Below are 19,969 nucleotides of genomic sequence, written 5' to 3' on the forward strand. Positions count from 1 at the left end.
GGATAGTTCTGTTGTCCTCTCTCTTTTTTATCTTTTCTTCCAATAACATGTCAATTAGTAGTTGGTAGTTAGTATTTGGTAGTTAGACCCTTTATAGGGCGACAGTGCTAGATCAAGATATCCGATACTTAAAAGATATTCAGGTGCCTATATCGGCGGTGTCCACCTCTTCCCATTCCGAACAGAGAAGTTAAGCCCGCCAGAGCCGATGGTATTGCCGTAACAGGTGGGAGAGTAGGTCGGTGCCTAATTTTATACGGAGGCCCGTCATCGATGAGATGACGGGCCTTTCTGTTTTTGGGGTAATCCAGAACAAATGGCTTACTATCTGAATGGATTGAATGGTATTGTTCAGGCGGTCGATGCATGCAATGACCATACCGTCATCGGAGGAATTGTACCGGAACTGTATTGGTTATTGGTTACTTCCTATAGGATTCGGCGTGTTGTTATCCCGCCAATAGGTCTAACTACTCCATACTAATTACTATATACTGCCCGAAGGGCATCTAACAGCGTATCGGTCTCAAAACTGCATATGCAGTTTTGCCCCAATTATAACAATTCCATATCCTTTCTTATCAATATTATATTTCCAATTAGTTTTTTGTTAAATTCCCATCCTATTATTAATCTATTTTAACCTGAAAAACTGAAATGAAAAAGATTTTATTTTCAATTGTTGCCATTTGCACATTGAGTTTCGCGCAAGCACAACGTATTCCGTTGGCAGATTCGGCAATAAGCACCAAACATCAGATTCGTGCTAATGGCCAAAGTTTCTCTTATACGGCAAAAGCTGGAACCCAACCTGTATGGGATAATTCGGGTAAAGCAATTGCTACAGTACATTATACCTACTACACGCGGGATGATATTCAGGATCGCAGCAAACGACCTCTGGTGATTTCCTTTAATGGTGGACCAGGTTCTGGGTCCGTATGGATGCACTTGGCCTATACAGGCCCTAGATTGCTTAATATCGATGATGAAGGATATCCATTGCAGCCTTATGGTGTTAAAGAAAACCCATATACCATATTGGATGTGGCGGATATTGTATTCGTAGATCCTGTTAATACCGGTTATTCGCGTACTGGATGAGAAAGCTGATCGTTCTCAATTCTTTGGTGTCAATGCTGATATCCGTTATTTGGGTGAATGGTTAAATACTTTCGTAACTCGTAATAACAGATGGGCATCCCCGAAATATTTAATTGGTGAGAGTTATGGTACGACCCGTGTATCTGGATTAGCTTATGAATTGCAAAATTCACAATGGATGTATTTAAATGGCGTTATTTTGGTTTCACCGACGGAATTGGGTATTAAGAGAGATGGCGCACTAAGCAAAGCCTTACGTTGGCCGTATTATGCAGCAGCAGCTTGGTTTCATAAAAAACTTCCTGCAGACTTACAGAGCAAGGATTTAGAGCAAATGTTACCAGAGGTAGAGAACTTCACCATGAATGAGCTTCTACCAGCCATTGCGAAAGGATCTAGTATAGATCCAGCAAATAAAGCGGCTATCATTAAGAAAATGGCTCGCTATTCCGGATTATCGGAAACTGTTATTTCTCAAAATAACCTGGATATTTCGACCAGCTTATTCTGGAAAGAATTGCTTCGTGATCAAGGTATGACCATCGGTAGATTAGATTCACGCTATTTGGGTATTGATCTACGTGATGGTGGAGAACGCCCTGATTTTAATGCGGAACTAACTTCTTGGCTTCATTCTTTCACCCCTGCAATCAATTACTATTATGCCAATGAGCTGAAATACAAAAGTGATGTCAAGTACAATATGTTTGGAAATGTGCATCCTTGGGATAATAGCAACGACAATACAGGATATCAATTGAGACAAGCTATGGCAGCAAATCCATTCCTACATGTGATGGTGCAATCGGGTTATTACGATGGTGCTTGTGATTATTTCAATGCAAAATATAACATGTGGCAAATGGATCCATCGGGTAAGTTAGCTCCTAGAATGAGCTTTAAAGGATACCGTAGTGGGCACATGATGTACCTCCGTAAGGAAGATTTGATCAAAGCCAATGAGGATATCCGTCAATTCATAAAATTATCTACTCCTAAGCCAGATCAATCAGCTAAATATTAATTTTTTATCACATCATCGCATCTACTCATGAGGATAAGTTTAATCGTATTCGCATTATTTTTTATTTTACAACAAGGTCGGGGGCAAGGATTAGAGCTAGTCAATGATCCTAAAGGTGCCAAGTTATATTTGTCAGTAGCCAGAGCAAAAGCATCTGAGGCTTTTCGAACTAAGAGCCAACCTGCTTACCAAAGTTTAAATCAATTGCTTGATTTAGGTGATTGGGAATATGTGGAGAAACCTCTTGTTTCTAATAAAGACTTAAAACCTGTAGAAAGAGCCTTGTTAAGCGCTAAATTGCATTGGTTAAGAAATGACTTTCAAGCTGCTGAATCAGACCTTAAAAAGTTGTCTTCTCAAGATCAGACAGATTATCGAGTTCAACGTTCTTTTGCCCAATTAAAGATCGAAGCTTGGGAACTTGAAACTGCCGAGCAGATGGCTAAGCAATTATTAGCTAAAAAACCAAATGATGTAGAAACAGAATTGGTTCTTGGTCGAGCTTTAATGTTGCAAAAGAAATATAAGGAAACATTGGATCTTGCCCATGCGATGATTAAGCATAATCCTCAGGAAGCTGCTGGATATTTTTTAAAGGCAGATGTCAATTTTTGGAATCAAAACCCTAAGGAAGCTGAAGTTGCCCTTGTCGAAGGATTAAAATTAAATCCTTTAAATGCAGATGCCCGTTTCTATTATGGCTATGCTATTTGGCGTAGAATTGATGCTACGCAATTAAACGATATGGTTGCTCAATGGGAATTGGCTTTACTTATTAACCCTATGCATTTTCAATCGCATTGGCACTTAGGAAATGGCCATACTAACCTTACTTATGCGGACTATGTAGATGCTAAAGAGAAGGAAATTCGTAAAGAATTGGAAATTGCGGACTCCCTATTTACAGCCAATAACATTCAAGGTTCCTTTAAAGTAATTCAACAGGTTTCCAATAAATTCCCAAATTCGGTATTACCAGCTATGCATGAAGCTTCCTTGCTTTATGGAGATTTTGATGCACAGGATCGTAAATCAAGGTTAGATAAATCGGAAAAGTTATTTCTTGATATCTTGAAAAAGAAAAACCATTACGGCCCGGCGCATAATGGATTGGCAGCAGTCATTAAGTCAAAGCGTATTCCCTACCTGAAGACCTATTCTAAGATCATGCAGGAACTCCGTAATCCGAAGATCAGCAACATGGAGGATTTCTTGGAAATCTTTCCTGATGTGGCCTATTATCCAGGAAATGTCGCAAAAGGAATGGCATGGAATCAACTATACACTTCCACGGTTTATTTCCCCTTCTTAGTGAAACAACATCGATTATTTGTTATTCCGCCATTACATGTCGATTTAGCCTTGGCGATGAAATCTCCATATTTCCGATTTAACTCCACTTTTGATAATAGACAATGGATGGATATCCGAGGAGTAGGGTCTGGAGCAGCCGCGATTGAATATGTAGAAAGAGGAGCTTTTGAGGAACGAAATGTATTGCTCCATGAGTATGTGCATCTTTTCCATGGTCAAGTACTAACAGATGGACAGAACAGGAAGATCAAGGTCTTGTATTATAACGCCATGAAGAATGGGCTAACCTTAGATTATTATTCCCAAAACAATGAGTCGGAATACTTTGCCCAAACCTATCCAGCATACTTTGAGAAAGTAAAAGTCCATCCATTGGATTTTAAATCTATGAATACGCTATCTGATCTGAAAGGAAGAGACCCTGAGATGTATGCCTTTCTAGATGATTTGATTAGCAAAGAGAAGGCTTATTTGGCAGGGGATAAAAAAGCAATGGCTTCCAATTGGTCTCAGGTTTATCTGAATCTAGCGAATTATGCGGCAAGAAATGATTATCAAGAAGCATTTAGATTATTAGATACAGCTTTACAACACGATAAGAAATATTTACCTGCGATTTTAGCTTATGCTGATATATTGGCTGAGCAAAAACAATTTGATTTAGCTAAAACAAGAATTGAAGAAGCCAAGCAAATCAACGATAAGTATGCTCCCATCTATTTAAGCGAAGGAAAACTCATGAGCATTCAATTCCCTCAGAAAAGAAATGAATTAGCTCAACTTTACCAAAAGGCCTATGATTTGGAAACGGACTACATGGAGAAGGCCAGAGTTTCTAGTCTATTACGAAACTTTTTCTTCCAGGGAGGGCAACTCAAGGAGGCCTTAGCTGTTGCGGATGAATACGTGAAGAACGGCTCTGAAATCTCAACCTATTTAAGAGATCGAAAAGATGATGCTCGGTCATTTGCTGCTTGGCAAAGAGCCTTATTAGGTGATGAATCGCATATTAAGCAATTGGCCTATTTGGCAGGACAGAAACCACAAAACTACAGCATAAGAACCCAATATGTAGAAGTATTATTAGCCAATCAACAAACCGATGAAGCGATCAAGAACTTGAAAGAAGTCTATAGAACCTTACAAGCAACGCAAGTAGGACGTGCAGATTTCGAATTATTACTCTTTGCAGCTTACATTCAAAAGGAGGATAAAGCCAATATTCAAGAGTATCTAAATAAGTTGACTGGAACCCATGTAGATCCTATCCGCTTATCTCCATTGAATAATTTGCGCTTAGTTCGACTTTTATTACAGATTGGCGAGCAGCAAAAAGCCAAAGATCTATACAAAACCATTAAAAAGGAATCGGGATTGTTTTATCGCGCTTCTGATAGCTTAACCCAAGCCATGCTATTAAAGGTTAATGGAAAACAAGATGAAGGATTGAAAAGCCTAAAAGCAGCATTGGATATCTATCCTTACCAAATTGAAGCTTATCAAATCTATAATTCTTGGTTCAATAATCAACCAGCAAGCAAGAATAATAACAAGAAGATAAAAATTGATATCAATAATCCTCAAAAAATATAGCATCTTTACGAATTAAAATAACCGTATGAACATTTATGAACTTATATCCATATCCATCTACATGTTACTCATGGTGGGTATTGGGTTTTATTCTTGGAAGAAATCAACCAGTAATTCTGAAGAATTTTTAATTGGAGGCCGTAAGATGGGTGCTGCAGTAACAGCACTTTCAGCTGGTGCTGCCGACATGAGTGGATGGTTGCTTATGGGATTACCGGGTGCTATGTACCTTTCGGGGCTTTCTGCGGCATGGATAGCAATAGGCTTGACTATTGGGGCGTTTTTTAATTATGTGCTTGTAGCGCCGCGCTTAAGGGTGTATACAGAGGTGGCTAAAAATGCGATCACATTACCTGTATTCTTCGAGAATCGCTTTCAAGATAAAACCCAATTGTTGAAGCTTGTCTCTTCCATCTTAATTTTAGTATTCTTTACCTTATATACCTCAGCAGGTATGGTCTCAGGAGGTCGCTTATTTGAGTCTGCATTTGGAATGGATTATTATACCGGATTGTTTTCAACAGCCTTTGTTGTTGTATTATACACGTTCCTAGGAGGATTCCTAGCTGTCAGTTTAACCGACTTTGTTCAGGGTACTATCATGGTTTTAGCTTTGGTCATTCTTCCTATTGTTTTAATTAGTCAATTGGGTGGACTGGGGACTACCTTAGATATTATTGAACAAAAGGACAGTAAATTCCTCGATCTCTTTAAAGGAACGACAACCGTGTCCATTGTATCCCTATTAGCTTGGGGATTAGGCTATTTTGGTCAACCGCATATTCTGGTTCGCTTTATGGCTATCGATAGCGTAAAGGACGTTCCTAAGGCGAGAAATATCGGAATTAGCTGGATGATCTTTACAGTAGGGGGTGCGATGTTAGTAGGTCTATTCGGAATTGCATACTTGCAACAATTTGATCCTGCGACTATGAGTAAGTTTGACGGCTCTAAAGAGCATGCCGAAACCATCTTTATTCACTTATCTCGCGTATTGTTTCACCCCTTAATAGGTGGATTTCTTTTGTCTGCAATTTTAGCGGCAGTAATGAGTACCATATCTTCCCAATTGTTAGTGACTTCCAGTTCTATGACTGAGGATATCTATAAGACTTTCTTTAACAAACAAGCATCTGCAAAAAACATGTTATTGATGAGCCGTTTGTCGGTGTTGATCGTAGCCATTATTGCTATTCTATTATCCTTAAACCCTAAGGATAGTATTTTGAATCTAGTGGGGAATGCTTGGGCAGGCTTTGGTGCTGCCTTTGGACCAATTATCATCTTATCCTTATTGTGGAAAAGAACTACAGCAATAGGTGGCTTAATTGGTATGTTAGTGGGAGCTGCGACCGTATTGATTTGGGTGTATGTGCCGCATGATTACAAAGCGGTATACGAAATTATACCTGGATTTTTCTTAGGCTTCCTAACGATTGTCATCGTGTCGCTTATGACCAAACCAGTAAGTAAGGAAGTGATTGAAGAATTTGATCATGTAGAAAAAATATTGAAGAGTTAATTGATAACTCGCATATAATAAAAAGGTTGATTGTCGAACAATCAACCTTTTTGTTTTTTTCTCCACAGAGGAAATCATTGTAAACAAAAGAGCTGATCTACGGCATAGATCAGCTCCTTTTAATTAAACAATTATATTAATCTAAAACTGGGGTAACTTTATATCCTTGTTTCTTTAATAGTTTTATTAGGCCTTTTTCACCTACAAGATGCGCTGCACCTACTGCTACTAATAGAGGTTTCTCTTTTAACAAGGTCGGTAATTTTTCCATCCAGGCATTGTTTCTTTCTTTCAAAAGTTTGTCGTGACCTTCAGGAGAAAGGTAGTCCATCTCTTCCGATAACTTCTCGATATCTTTGATGTTTTCAGAGAAATATGCGGCAACCAGTTTCTTTGTAGCTGCTACTTGACTATCACTATCCTTTAAATAGTTATATAAATCTTCCGCATGGAATAGATTGTTTAATAAGTTTATTTGAAACTCTGGAGTTTCCAGTTCTGCGACAGGCTTGTCTTTTAATTCCGCGAGTTTCTTCAATTCCATTTCCATCATTTTGATGTTAGTAGGATCTGAACATGCAAAAGATTGCATGGTTAATAAAGAAAGAACCACTACAGGAGGTGCTTGATCAAAGATTTCTACTGGTAAACTCTTACTCTTCATAACACTATCAATCAGGGCTTTTTTCTTTGGATCGAAATCTTTAAAGAAATCAGGATCTGGTTTCATCAAATTTTGAATAGTGGCAAGATTATTTGGGTTCTCTAAATCTACCTCCAGTACTAGTCCTTCTACTTTTCCTGCGGCTACTTTGACTTTATCTTCCATTCTGAAATCTTCTCCACATGCCATGTGAAGTGTTCCAAATAAATAAGATTCTTTTTTCAACCCCTTACCTGAAATCTTCCATAACAAAGTATTGTCTTGGGCAAAAACCGTTACAGCTAAAAATAATGCAAATACGCTAATTAATGTTCTTTTCATGTTTTGAATGTTAGTTGTAAGTATTAGTATCTAATACCTTAATTGTGTTACAAAATATTAAAACTTTATTAAAAAAAAGACAGCCATTTCGATAAAGGAATGGCTGTCTATGCTTAATTTATATAAATTCTATAATGTAGAAAAGCTTATTTTACTTGGATGTGCTTGGTCAAAATAAATTCTATGGGTATTCTTTAAGTAATCTGAAGCTTTGGCTTTATAGATATCCATAAACTGATTAGGATTTCTATCGGCTAAAGGGAACCAAGTATGTTGCACCTGAACCATTATTTTATGGCCTTTCTTAAAGGTATGCGCTACATCTGGTAAAGTTACTTTAACCGGGGTAATAGCATTTGGTTTAAAAGGCTCCGGATTGCTAAAGCTATTTCTAAACTTACCACGTAAGATTTCACCACGAACCAACATCTGGTAACCCGGCATCACAATGTCCTTGTCAACAGGCGAGGTAGCAGAAGAACTATCCGGATAAACATCAATAACTTTAACAATAAAATCAGCATCTGTACCCGTCATAGCAATTGATAGATCGGCTACTATTGGCCCTGCCATGGTCAGGTCTTCATTCAGAACATCCGTTTCAAACACCGTCACATCTGGTCGGTTTGCCACAAAACGTTGATCAGCAATCATATATTCACGGGTTCTATTCGTAATAATTCCTTCTTGGAAAGGAACTGGTTTATTAGGGTCAGATGTATATTCTACAAATTTATTATCACCGCTAGACGCTGCTTTACTCAATTTTCCTCCCTCATTCAAATACAATTCTTGAGGCTTAGCGCTCTTTACAGGCCAAGAATCAAAGGCATGCCATTCATTTGATCCTGTAATGAATACATTGGCTTCAGCAGCTTTAAAATCACCTTCTCCTTTTAGGTAGTAATTGAAAAACGGTAACTCAAAGTTCTCTTGATAATACGTGCTAGTTTCCTGGCCGAAGCGAATATCACCAAAGGAATCTCCTTTGCCACGAACCCAACCACCATGAAACCAAGGTCCCATTACTAAAAAGGAATTATTCTTCTTATTACGCTGTTCGATTTGCTTGTAAGTCTCAAAGGCACCATAAGTATCCTCCGCATCATATAATCCACCTACGACCATAACAGCGGGTTTAACATCATTTAAATGATGTGTAATGGTTCTTGCTTGCCAAAAGGTGTCTAAGGTACTGTGCTTTGCTAGGTTGTCCCAAAACTTAACCGTATGGTCTAGGTAGTCTTTTTTAATGCCTGATAAGGTTGGGTTATCCAAGAAAAATTTGGACCAGTCTTTAGACTTCAGTTCAAAACCTTTAGGTCCGTGCTCATTGGTGATAGGCTTAGGTCTTGGCGCATCAAATGTATACATGAAACGGAAAGCATCCATTAAAAATAATGCACCACCATGGTGGAAATCATCCCCAATGAACCAATCGGTCACTGGTGCTTGTGGCGAAACAGCCTTTAAGGCAGGGTGGGAGCCAACCAAACTTACCGTAGAATAGAATCCCGGATAGGAGATTCCATAAATACCTACTTTCCCATTGTTATTGGATAAATTTTTAACCAACCAATCAATGGTATCATAGGTGTCGGTGCTCTCGTCAATTTGATGCTTATTTTCTTTTGTTCTGGTAGGTCTTATATCTTCAAATGTACCCTCGCTCATCCATTTCCCCCGAACGTCTTGATAAACGAAGATATAGCCAGCTTTCATTACCTCTGGATAACTGCCCAAACTACTCTTGTACTTGTCCTCTCCATAGGGAGCTACTGTATAAGGAGTTCGATTTAGTAAGATGGGATATTTTTTAGACTTATCCTTAGGGATGTAAATGGAAGTAAACAGCTTGACACCATCACGCATGGTGATTTGTTTTTCGATTTTGTCATAATGCTGTTTTACATAATCGGCATTTGGGGCTTGTGCCATGGCTTGAGTCCCGAATATGGCTATTAGGAACCAAACAATTAATAAATTTTTCATTTGTTTTAGGTGTTAATTTGACAAGCAAGTTAGAAAATTTTTAACTTTTTTGGCTACATTAGTCGTAAACATAATATTACAAACTATGGGTATTAAACAAGGATTTTTGGTTGAATTAGATCATGAAACCAATAACACAAGAAGAGTCTTGGAACGTGTGACTGATGAGCACTTAAATTATAAACCACATGAAAAAAGCATGACTTTAGGCAACCTATTGGGGCATGTTGTGGAATTGCATAATTGGGTAGCTGATGGATTACCACAAGACGAGTTTAACTTGGCAACCGATTATAAGCCTTTTAAACCGACTTCTGTTGCTGAGATTAAAGATGCATTGGAATCAGGATATACAAAAAACAAAGAGACGGTAGAGAATATGAGTGAAGAGGAATGGATGAAAACCTGGACATTAAAAGCTGGTGATCATGTGATTTCTCAGGTTCCTAAAATCGGTGCTTTCCGTTTTATCGTCTATAACCACTTAATTCATCACCGTGGACAATTGAACGTTTATTTACGTTTGTTAGATATCCCAGTTCCAGGAATCTATGGTCCTTCTGCTGATGAAAAAATGTAATATACTGTATTAACAGATTAATAAGAGCCAGATAATCTCCTTTCTGGCTCTTTTTAATTGGCTGATTATTAGATTTATATTTAAATTTTTAATTTTTTTTCATTTTTCATGTAATAAATGGCAATACTTGTCTGTCTTGTTATTAAATAAGCGATATAAACGATGAACCAAGAAACCTTTAAACATACGGTATTTGTCCTCAAGGATAAGCTTTACCGCTTTGCGAATAGGTTTTTAGAACATCAAGAGGATGTTTATGACTTGGTACAAGAAGTGATGATGAAGCTTTGGGAAAAACGGGAGGAATTGAGTAAGCTAGGTTCTGTTGAAGGGTATGCGATGAATATGGTCAGGAATATGGCCTATAATAAGATTGATCGTGCCGGAAGACAGGCAAAGTACTTACAAGAACTTCCACCAGATATTCAACCAGAACGGTATCCATCACTTACCCAAGAACTGATACTGAAATTTATTGACGCTCTTCCGGAAAAGCAACGATTGGTGATGTATCTAAGGGATATCGAGGAATATGAAATTGCTGATATCGCGAAATTAACAGCAATAGAAGAAAACGCGGTACGCGTCAATCTTTCTAGAGCAAGAACGGTAGTCCGGGAAAACTTAACTAAGGTTTTTGATTATGAGAAACGAAGAATTGGATCGCTTAAAGGCTAAATACTTAGCTGGGAATACCAGCCTAGAGGAAGAACGCCAGCTTAAAGAGTTGGAGGAGGATGCCTTTTTTGCTGCCTTAAAACAAGGTGATAAATCTTCTGAGCAAATGGATTGGGATTTTGATGCTTTCATGCAGGATGTCGACTCGAACGGATCAAATGAACAACAACCTAACAAGGTAAGACCATTGTTTAGAATGATCATCGGATTCTCAGCTTTAGCAGCTAGCTTACTACTAGCTTTCTTCTTAATCAGAAACAATAAAGTTGAAAATGCTACCGAATTGACTAATCATTTAGCACATCAGGAAGTGGAACCTTCGAAACCTAGGAATGAAGTAGAAACGATCCTTGATGTGCCAGCAAAAGACTTTGGTAAACAGGAAGTATTGGAAACAGAAGTAAAAACAAATCCTACGAAGCCACCTATGCATCTGGCGAGGGACACTAAGAGTACAGCACAAAACAAAGCTATTCAAGCAATAGAAGAGCTAGATAGTGAAAGTTTGTATGTAGAAGTGAATGGTGTCCGCATCTATGATGAAGAAAAGGCTTTAGAGGTAACAGAATCAGCCTTGCAATTGGCAACTGCCAACTTGAAAGCAGGGATGAAGAGTGTAGAAAAAATTAAGTATTTAAGTATTGAAATCTAAATTGATTATGAAAACGATCATGTTAATAATCAGCTTGTTCTTTGCCACTTTAGCACAAGCTCAAATATCCAAACTGGATAAAATCTTTGAACAATATAAAGAACATAAGGGTGTTACTTCCATTAAAATCGGAAAACCTATGTTCAAAATGTTGAACAAAATGAAACTTAGCGATACGGATGTCGATATGATTAAACCATTGCTTGGTAAAATCAATTCCATCAAAATGCTCGTGCTTGAAGGAGAAAATAAGGGGATTCAGACCGAAGTTTCTAATGCTATCAAAAACTTAAATTATGAAGAACTTATGGTTATTAATTCTGATGGCGATCAAATACGATTCTTAGCAGAGAATGTTGACGGAGATTTCTTTTCCAATCTATTGTTGAGCATCAACTCGGAAGAAGATACCATCTTCATGATCTTAGATGGTTCCATTAAATACGAAGATTTAAATGCATTAGTTAATAACGATAAAAAATAGCCATATGAACCGAATTATGAGATACCTAGTTGCAGCTTATTTGTTGCTTAGTTTACAGAGCTGCTTTGTTAAGAGCCGTCCCAATATGGCCTTTGTTGACCGATCACAACTTTCTAGAGAAGCAGAAGTTGTATCTATAAAAGTTCCAGGATTATTAATGAAAGCTTTCTTACGTGGGGAAATAAAAGAATTGAAGGAAGAAGATCCAATGTTGGCTCTAGCAGTAAAGAAGATCAAAGGAATTAAAATTATGGCCATTGAAGGTGGGGGAGATGGTCATCGCATCTACCAGGATTTCTCTAAATACCTCAACAAAAAAAAGTTTGAGGAAATGATGAGCATCTACAGTGATGGTGCAAAAATCAGTATCAATACCCTTATGAAAGGTGATCGTATCAAAAATGTTCTACTAGGTGTAGTAGACGATGAAGACCATGTCTTTATCGACATGAAGACCGATCTTGATCTTAATGAATTAAATCAGCTGGTCGAACATTACGAAAAAATACATCCCGATAAAAAGAAAACCTCTGAAGCATCGGTAGATTAAAAATATTTGTTTGTTGTTTAGTATAAAGGCTAATGGATTTATTCGTTAGCCTTTTGTTTTGGGAGACAACAGATGATAGACAACAGATTTGAGACAACAGATTTTAGACCTTGTAAGGGGGTGATTATTGGCGGTCGATGCATGCATCGACCGCTTAAAAAATCCCACTTTCTATCTCAAATCTCATATCTAACAGCGCAGCGGTCTATGCACTATTTTAAATCGGGCAGACATTCCGCTGCGCTCAGTGCTGCCCCTACGTATGGCGGCAATTAAAGTATAGTAACAAGTTGATTCGGTAGCACGTTAGGTAGGGGCGGTACTGAGTGAGTTTGACGGAAGGAGATTTATCTCCGACGAAAACGAACGGAATGTCCGCCCGTTAATCAAAAAGTTTAAGAGATTAATGAGGTAATGATTGGGATGAAGTGAGGTGTATGGCGGTCGAAGCATGCTTCGACCGCTTTTAAATGGCAAATCTATTATCCCGCCAAAAGGTCTAACTACTAAATACTCCCTACAAATACTGTATAAAAAGAGAGAGGCTAGATCATCGATCTAGCCTCTCTCTTTTTATACAAATTCTTTATTTAGCTAATTCTTCAGCCATTGCTTTTCCGATTTCAGCAGGAGATTCTACTACGCGGATACCACACTCACGCATGATAGCCATTTTAGCAGCAGCAGTATCATCAGCACCACCAACGATTGCTCCAGCGTGACCCATACGGCGTCCCGGAGGCGCAGTTTGTCCAGCGATGAAACCAACTACTGGTTTAGTACCATTTTCTTTAATCCAATGAGCAGCCTCAGCTTCCATGCCACCACCGATCTCACCAATCATGATGATACCTTTAGTTTCCGGATCGTTCATTAATAACTCAACAGCTTCTTTAGTCGTTGTACCAATGATAGGGTCACCACCAATACCGATAGCCGTTGTAATTCCTAAACCTGCTTTCACAGTTTGGTCAACTGCCTCATAAGTTAAAGTACCTGATTTAGATACAACACCAACACCACCTTTTTTGAAGATGAAGCCTGGCATGATACCAATCTTCGCTTCTTCAGCTGTGATGATACCAGGACAGTTTGGACCGATCAAACGAGATTTCTTATCACTCAAGTAAGATTTTACTTGAATCATATCTTTAGTAGGGATACCCTCAGTAATACACACGATCAAAGCGATTCCTGCTGCAGCAGCTTCCATAATTGCATCAGCAGCAAATGCTGGTGGAACAAAAATAATAGAAACATTAGCGCCAGTAGCATCTACGGCATCTTGAACAGTGTTGAATACCGGACGGTCTAAGTGGCTCTGTCCGCCTTTTCCTGGGGTTACACCACCTACTACGTTTGTGCCGTACTCAATCATTTGAGATGCATGATAAGTACCCTCGTTTCCGGTAAAACCTTGAACGATTACTTTGGAATCTTTATTTACTAATACACTCATTTTATCTTATTTTTTGCAACGCAAATCTACTATTTTGATATGACTTCTAAAAATCCCTAAGCTAGGTATTTTGTTATTTTTTGACAAAGCGTAGTTTATTGATCAAATCCCATAAAACAATCCCGATGGTAACCGATACATTAAAGGAATGTTTTGTGCCAAATTGAGGGATTTCTAAGGTCCCATCCGCATGTTGAATGACGTCTTCCTCTACACCATGAACCTCATTTCCAAACACCAAAGCGTACTTTTTGTCGGAAAGTGGCTCAAAGGTTTCCAAAGAAATGCTGTGATCTGTTTGTTCAATAGCATAAACCTGATAGCCTTCTGCCTTCAACTGGTTGATGGCATCCAAGGTGTCCTTATAATATTCCCAAGTAACAGATTCTGTCGCGCCTAATGCTGTCTTTTCAATTTCTCGATGTGGAGGCTGACCCGTAATCCCACAAAGTAGGATACGTTCTACCGCCAAAGCATCAGCTGTACGAAATGCAGATCCAACATTATGCATGCTGCGAACATTGTCCATCACGATAACAATAGGAGATTTTTCCTGAGACTTGAAGGTATTTACATCAACTCGGTTGAGCTGATCCATTGATAATTTGTGCATGTGCAAAGATAATCATTTCGAAAAATTAAAAATCATTTTGAATATTAGATTATGAATGTTATTTTTGCAGTCCGAATTTAAGTATAAAAGAATTATAATATTATATAGCTAAGAGAAATGGCAAATCATAAATCAGCGATTAAAAGAATTAGAGCAAACGCTGCGAAGCGTCTAAGAAACCGTTACCAAGCAAAAACTACTCGTAACGCAATCAAAAAATTACGTTTAACAACTTCAGCTGAAGAAGCTAAAGCTTTATTACCACGCGTAGTATCTATGCTTGATCGTTTAGCAAAGAAAAATGTTATTCACAAGAAAAAAGCTTCTAACAACAAATCTAAGTTAACTAAGTTCGTTAACAAGTTAGCGTAAGCTCAAGCTTTTTCCTAAAACATATTAGGGGTGCAAAACAGCATCCCTTTTCTTGTTTGTTCTCCGCCCAAGTTTCCTACTCCTACAGACTCACCCCCCTCTTGGGGTAATAGATAGGTTCTCCAAAACTTTCTTTACTTGTGAGAATAACCAAGCTTGCACCTTCTTTTTATTTCCGAACCTTTTCCGAAGTATTTCTGTCCCGTTTTCTGATAATTTCCTTCCGGTTTCCTTTGATACTCTAATGGAATTTCTTTGGATCTGATAGGGATCTTGTTCGGATCTCGTTCGGTCGGAACCGAACGAGATCCGAAGGAGTTCCGAACAAGTTCCGAAGGAGATCTGAATAAGTGTCGAATCAAACCCCTTTTTTATAGTATTTAGTATGGAGTAGTTAGTAGTTAGACCTATGTGGGAATGAAGATTTGTCACTTACAACTCAGAGCAAAGCGAAGAGTCTTTCTCCCTCAACAAATGGTCTCGTCATCCTCCATCGAAGATGAAGGAACTTCAAACTATGTGATTCAATTTTTTTAAGACAAAGGGCGACAGATAAAAGGCATCAGATATAAACCTCAAATCAATGCACCAGTAAATAGTGCCTAAATACAAAACGGACAGCATGAACTTGTTGTTCAAATGCTGTCCGTTTATAATAAATCATTTGGTATCAGATCTTTCTTTTGGTTGACGTATTTTCCTATTATGTCTAGGACGCCAGTATGGAAAGGATTCTGTTATTTTCTACTCAATAATTTGTCAATGGTAGATTTCAATTTGTTTTGATCTGTTTTGTACGGGCTAAGGTCATATAGTTCCACCTTACGGAAGTCGATTGGATGACTTTCACTTTGTAGATAAATGTAGCCCTCGGTTAAAGCTTTTCCATCAGTTTTCTGAGCCGGATCGAAATTACTTACATTGCCACCACCAATCTGAGGCTTGTTGTATTCTAATACGACTTGTCCATCGAGTATATGCTGAATGATCGAATCGCCAAGTACTAAAAATTCTGCTGTTACCCATTCGTCACCATGGTAGGTCTTCGATTTTGAGCTTAGGCAATGTGGCGTGAATAATTTGTCGTTGACTACTACATTTGTTCCGGGAGTACAAAGGTTGGAGTTCGTGCGTTCGTTCTTCCCATCGCCTCCTAAGAGCTGTCCTTCAATGGAAATTGGGAAGTCCTGGTCCTTTAGCATGGTCTTCGGATCTTGTCCATGCAACATGGCACCTGAATTTCGCCATGCCCATCCTTCACCACCTTTGCTTTGTTGATCCACAAAACGATATTCTACACGAAGCAAATAATAGCTGTATGGTTTTTTAAATGCCAAGTGGCCATACTGCTGATTGAAGTTATCATAGCCATCGTAGCGTACTTTCAGTAAACCATCTTCTACGCGAAAAGTATTGGCATAATTCTCACCGACTTCGTGCAATCGGATTTTAGGCGTCCAATCCTTTATATCCTTGCCATTGAATAATTGAATGGGCTTCGGTAACTTATCCGCTTTGGACAAGGACTGTGAACTGACAGAACAAGAGAACAGCGTTCCAATACTGAGCGCTGCAATTAGAGTTTTAAGTTTCATTGGGTTTAGGGTTTTATTATATTATAGTAATAAATTTCTGTTTTTCACATACTCACTTGGTCTTACTCCGATCACCTTATTAAAGGTATTGCTAAAGGTGGGCAGACTATTGTAACCGACCCTTAAAGCAACTTCATTGACCGAAAGCTTATCGTCCAATAACAATTTCAAGGAAGTCAACATCCGTAATATCGTGAAATATTGAATATACGACATATTTAATTGCTTTTGGAATAAACGAGCTAAAGTACGCTCAGAAATATCAAAATGTTCAGCTAAACTCTTGAAGCTAATGTTCTCCGCAATATTCTCTTCCAAGTAAGCGATGATTTGCATGAGTTTTTCATGCTTTGGATAGGGTAGGGCTAGTGGTAATTCTGTTTGGGATATTTCTGGAAGAATTAATTTGAAAGCCTTCGCAATAGAATATTTCGGTTCTTCTTCTGGAAAGATATTTCCGTTCCAACGATTGGTAAACATGATTAACTCAATCAATAGATCATTCACTGGATAGATATTCACCTTATCGAAGAAAACTGTGTCTGTATCAAACTTCGGGAAGTAAAGATTCCGCATGACCACTTCCGGATTACTCGGATGAATGCTATGTTTTACATTTGCTGGGATCCATATATAATGTCTTGCCGGCAAAAAGTAAGATTTTTCAGGTGTTTTTAAGAACACCACACCACCTTCGGTGTATAAAAATTGCCCTTTATTGTGGGAGTGTTCAACCACTTGACCCTCACCCATAACGGCGTGGTGACAATAGATACTGTTATCATAAGTATCTATTTCTGTCATATAATATCGATCAAGGTATTCCTTCTGCATCGAGTCTCTTCTAAAAATGAACGATAAATTTCCATTTTTTATTTGATAAAACCAAAATAACAGACATAAGCACTTGAGAATGATGATAGAAGTGATTAATATCATCTAATTATATACTGCTTCATTCGTATATTTATCAAAATTCAAGAAGGAATTGATTCATAAAATCACATGAAACAGAAATTCTTTTGGTTAAAGAGGGTTTTGCAAATGAACAGTCTTGTAAGTAACTGGTTACTTTTTATTTTTCGACAGAAAGTTACTGTCTAATTTTGATAATTATTAAATTAAAATAATGTTTAATATTGCCTCGCTCTTTTAAGAAAGAGGATAAAATAGGTTCTTATGATGGATAGAATACGTCTGGAAAGACTAAAAGAAAAAGTGACTACTGCAGAGGAAGCAGTTAAATTAATAGAAGATGGTATGGTCGTTGGTTCTAGTGGTTTCACCAAGGCCGGCGATAGTAAAGTAATTTTGCCAGCTCTGGCTGAACGAGCAAAAAAAGAACCTTTAAAGATTACTTTGATGACTGGTGCGTCCCTAGGTCATGGTACCGATGGTAAACTTGCTGAAGCAGGCGCCCTCAAGAAAAGAATGCCTTTTCAGGTAGACCCCGTTTTACGTAAGAAAATCAACTCCGGTGAAGTATTATTTATCGATCAACACTTAAGTGAGAGTGCAGAGCTATTGCATAATAAAAACCTTCCTGACGTCGATGTTGCTGTTATAGAAGTAGCTTTTATTGATCGCGATGGAAGTATCGTTCCGACTACCTCTGTTGGTAACTCCGTTACATTTGCTGCATTGGCTAAAAAGGTCATCTTAGAAATTAATACCTCTGTCCATGAGGATGTATATGGTATACATGATATTTACCAAGCAGAGAACTATCCGCATCGAAATGTAATACCTATTGTTGCGCCTTGGAATAAAATCGGTAGAAAGACAATTCCATTAGATCCGAATAAGGTGGCTGCCATTGTATTTACCAATGAGCATGACAGCCCAGCTGATATCGCACCTCCGGATGAAAAAACGACAAATATCGCACAACATATCCTACGCTTCTTTGAAGAAGAGGTAAGATTAGGTCATTTGACAGATCGGCTATTGCCTATTCAAGCAGGAATTGGTAAAGTTGCTAATGCGGTGTTGATGGGATTCAAACACAGTAATTTCTATGATTTAACCATGTTCTCCGAAGTATTGCAAGACTCCACATTCGATTTAATGGATGCTGGAATTTTATCTTTTGCTTCCGCTTCATCGGTTACAGTTTCCAAAGAATGTTACGATCGTGTATTCAATAACCTGCAACGCTATCGGGATAAATTTGTTCTTCGTCCTCAGAATATTTCAAACACCCCGGGCCTTATCCGTCGTTTAGGAATCATAGCAATCAATACTGCTATAGAGTTTGATATTTATGGCAATGTGAACTCTACCCATATTGGTGGAACAAAGATTATGAACGGTATTGGTGGTTCAGGAGATTTTGCGAGAAATGCTTACTTAAGTATTTTCGTGACGCAGGCCGCATCCAAAGAGAACAATATCTCACACATCTTGCCGATGGTGTCTCATACAGACCATACAGAGCACGATGTGGATATTTTGGTTACTGATATAGGTCTGGCAGATTTACGTGGTTTAGCGCCAAGAGAACGAGCGCAGAAGATTATTGACAATTGTGTTCATCCAGATTATAAAGAAGAATTGCAATCGTATTTTGATCGTGCTTGTGAACGTGGTGGTCATACGCCGCATTTATTGGAAGAAGCATTTAGCTGGCATATCCGTTTCAATGAAACAGGATCCATGAAAAAATAACATGTATATAAAGAATAAGAAAGCCCATATTATATGGGCTTTTTTATTTACTAGCTGTACAAAAAAAAGATTGCCAAAGTAAAAACTCTGGCAACCCATTTTTTGGAAAACGATAAACTTAGAGCTGAGCTCCTTTATCTCTCGTGTTCCTAATTAACCTATTATAGGCATTTCTTTATTATCTTTTTCCAGGTAAGTAGATTTGGAAACCAACACCTACACCTAAACCAGTTGCTTTATCTCCAGCATTGATATTAGCCTTAGAATAGTTATATCCTAAAGTTGCTTCCAAAGCTACAGTTTGCGTGATGAAGTGAGCATAACCTACGTTTGCACCTACGTTTAAGGAAACAGCATCACCGGCAGATGAACCACCAATACCGATATCTCCTTGTCCGAAGAAGCGTCCAGTAGCACTAGCGCCTCCAGGGAAATAATAACGAACGAATGGCGAAATACCATAACCCCACTCATTGTCCATATCTTTTACAGCTTTTAAGCCTAAGTTTGCTTGCGCACCAATGGCTAAACCATCAGATATAAAATATCCAGCTCTTGGCATTAATGAGATATTGAAAGTTTTACTCTCAAAAGCATAACCGATATTTCCAACCGATCCACCTACCATCCAATTACCAGCTTTGATTGGAGCCATGCCCACATCTGCTGAAGATTGTGGAACAGTGTTTACTTGTACTTGCGCAGTTGAATAAGTGACAGCACCTATTGCAATTCCTAATGTTAGTAGTAATTTTTTCATGGTCTTCTGTTTTTCTTATCTATAG

General features: G+C 38.2%; 19 protein-coding genes and 1 rRNA gene. 13 read left to right on the forward strand and 7 right to left on the reverse strand.

Features of this window, described 5'->3' with window-relative positions; genetic code table 11:
* The first annotated feature begins 139 nt into the window (after positions 1-139).
* The 6 genes from rrf (at position 140) to putP (ending at position 6,557) form a co-directional block, all read left to right on the forward strand.
* Positions 140-251 (forward strand): 5S ribosomal RNA (gene rrf, locus ABD676_RS04890).
* Between the two features lie 65 nt (positions 252-316).
* Positions 317-484 carry a hypothetical protein gene (locus tag ABD676_RS04895; RefSeq protein WP_344673474.1) on the forward strand — a complete coding sequence of 56 codons (168 nt, stop codon included), beginning with the start codon at positions 317-319 and terminating at the stop codon, positions 482-484.
* 173 nt (positions 485-657) lie between these two features.
* Positions 658-1,104 carry a S10 family serine carboxypeptidase-like protein gene (locus ABD676_RS04900; RefSeq protein WP_344673475.1) on the forward strand — a complete coding sequence of 149 codons (447 nt, stop codon included), beginning with the start codon at positions 658-660 and terminating at the stop codon, positions 1,102-1,104.
* 49 nt (positions 1,105-1,153) lie between these two features.
* Positions 1,154-2,128, forward strand: coding sequence for a S10 family peptidase (locus ABD676_RS04905; RefSeq protein ID WP_344673476.1), 975 nt, complete (start codon positions 1,154-1,156; stop codon positions 2,126-2,128).
* Positions 2,129-2,155: 27 nt separating this feature from the next.
* Positions 2,156-5,035: a tetratricopeptide repeat protein gene (locus ABD676_RS04910; protein WP_344673477.1), complete on the forward strand. Its 2,880-nt coding sequence runs from the start codon at positions 2,156-2,158 to the stop codon at positions 5,033-5,035.
* Positions 5,036-5,060: 25 nt separating this feature from the next.
* Positions 5,061-6,557, forward strand: a complete 1,497-nt coding sequence (gene putP / locus ABD676_RS04915) for a sodium/proline symporter PutP (protein WP_344673478.1) — start codon at positions 5,061-5,063, stop codon at positions 6,555-6,557.
* 136 nt (positions 6,558-6,693) lie between these two features.
* On the opposite strand, the gene ABD676_RS04920 is transcribed toward putP, so the two are convergent.
* Positions 6,694-7,542 carry a TraB/GumN family protein gene (locus ABD676_RS04920; RefSeq protein WP_344673479.1) on the reverse strand — a complete coding sequence of 283 codons (849 nt, stop codon included), beginning with the start codon at positions 7,540-7,542 and terminating at the stop codon, positions 6,694-6,696.
* Between the two features lie 129 nt (positions 7,543-7,671).
* Entirely contained in the window at positions 7,672-9,534 is a 1,863-nt protein-coding gene (locus ABD676_RS04925) for a CocE/NonD family hydrolase (RefSeq protein ID WP_344673480.1), read from the reverse strand.
* 85 nt (positions 9,535-9,619) lie between these two features.
* Between ABD676_RS04925 and ABD676_RS04930 the strand changes: the two genes are divergently transcribed.
* From ABD676_RS04930 to ABD676_RS04950, 5 genes are all read left to right on the forward strand, one after another.
* A complete protein-coding gene (locus ABD676_RS04930; protein ID WP_344673481.1) occupies positions 9,620-10,114 on the forward strand; it encodes a DinB family protein in 495 nt (164 codons plus the stop codon).
* A gap of 162 nt (positions 10,115-10,276) precedes the next feature.
* Positions 10,277-10,792, forward strand: coding sequence for an RNA polymerase sigma factor (locus ABD676_RS04935; RefSeq protein WP_344673482.1), 516 nt, complete (start codon positions 10,277-10,279; stop codon positions 10,790-10,792).
* Positions 10,758-11,444, forward strand: coding sequence for a hypothetical protein (locus ABD676_RS04940; protein ID WP_344673483.1), 687 nt, complete (start codon positions 10,758-10,760; stop codon positions 11,442-11,444). Before ABD676_RS04935 ends, ABD676_RS04940 begins: the two co-directional genes overlap by 35 nt.
* 7 nt (positions 11,445-11,451) lie before the next feature.
* Entirely contained in the window at positions 11,452-11,928 is a 477-nt protein-coding gene (locus ABD676_RS04945) for a DUF4252 domain-containing protein (protein ID WP_344673484.1), read from the forward strand.
* Between the two features lie 16 nt (positions 11,929-11,944).
* Positions 11,945-12,478 carry a DUF4252 domain-containing protein gene (locus ABD676_RS04950; RefSeq protein ID WP_344673485.1) on the forward strand — a complete coding sequence of 178 codons (534 nt, stop codon included), beginning with the start codon at positions 11,945-11,947 and terminating at the stop codon, positions 12,476-12,478.
* A gap of 586 nt (positions 12,479-13,064) precedes the next feature.
* On the opposite strand, the gene sucD is transcribed toward ABD676_RS04950, so the two are convergent.
* Both sucD and ABD676_RS04960 read right to left on the reverse strand, forming a co-directional pair.
* On the reverse strand, positions 13,065-13,937 hold the full coding sequence (sucD, locus tag ABD676_RS04955) for a succinate--CoA ligase subunit alpha (RefSeq protein WP_344673486.1): 873 nt from the start codon (positions 13,935-13,937) through the stop codon (positions 13,065-13,067).
* A gap of 73 nt (positions 13,938-14,010) precedes the next feature.
* Complete coding sequence (locus tag ABD676_RS04960; RefSeq protein WP_344673487.1) at positions 14,011-14,550, reverse strand: RNA methyltransferase; 540 nt, start codon at positions 14,548-14,550, stop codon at positions 14,011-14,013.
* Between the two features lie 117 nt (positions 14,551-14,667).
* Between ABD676_RS04960 and rpsT the strand changes: the two genes are divergently transcribed.
* Entirely contained in the window at positions 14,668-14,922 is a 255-nt protein-coding gene (gene rpsT / locus ABD676_RS04965) for a 30S ribosomal protein S20 (protein WP_344673488.1), read from the forward strand.
* Positions 14,923-15,659: 737 nt separating this feature from the next.
* Here rpsT and ABD676_RS04970 read toward each other — a convergent pair.
* Together ABD676_RS04970 and ABD676_RS04975 are read right to left on the reverse strand one after the other, a co-directional pair.
* A complete protein-coding gene (locus tag ABD676_RS04970; RefSeq protein ID WP_344673489.1) occupies positions 15,660-16,517 on the reverse strand; it encodes a 3-keto-disaccharide hydrolase in 858 nt (285 codons plus the stop codon).
* Positions 16,518-16,538: 21 nt separating this feature from the next.
* Positions 16,539-17,321, reverse strand: a complete 783-nt coding sequence (locus ABD676_RS04975; protein ID WP_344673490.1) for an AraC family transcriptional regulator — start codon at positions 17,319-17,321, stop codon at positions 16,539-16,541.
* A gap of 375 nt (positions 17,322-17,696) precedes the next feature.
* Here ABD676_RS04975 and scpC point away from each other — a divergent pair, with 375 nt between their 5' ends.
* Positions 17,697-19,184 carry a succinyl-CoA:acetate CoA-transferase ScpC gene (gene scpC, locus ABD676_RS04980; protein WP_344673491.1) on the forward strand — a complete coding sequence of 496 codons (1,488 nt, stop codon included), beginning with the start codon at positions 17,697-17,699 and terminating at the stop codon, positions 19,182-19,184.
* Between the two features lie 178 nt (positions 19,185-19,362).
* Here the strand turns inward: scpC and ABD676_RS04985 are convergent, their stop codons facing one another.
* A complete protein-coding gene (locus ABD676_RS04985) occupies positions 19,363-19,944 on the reverse strand; it encodes a hypothetical protein (RefSeq protein WP_344673492.1) in 582 nt (193 codons plus the stop codon).
* Positions 19,945-19,969: the final 25 nt, after the last annotated feature.

Source organism: Sphingobacterium kyonggiense (assembly GCF_039536825.1).
GTDB classification, from domain to species: Bacteria; Bacteroidota; Bacteroidia; order Sphingobacteriales; family Sphingobacteriaceae; genus Sphingobacterium; species Sphingobacterium kyonggiense.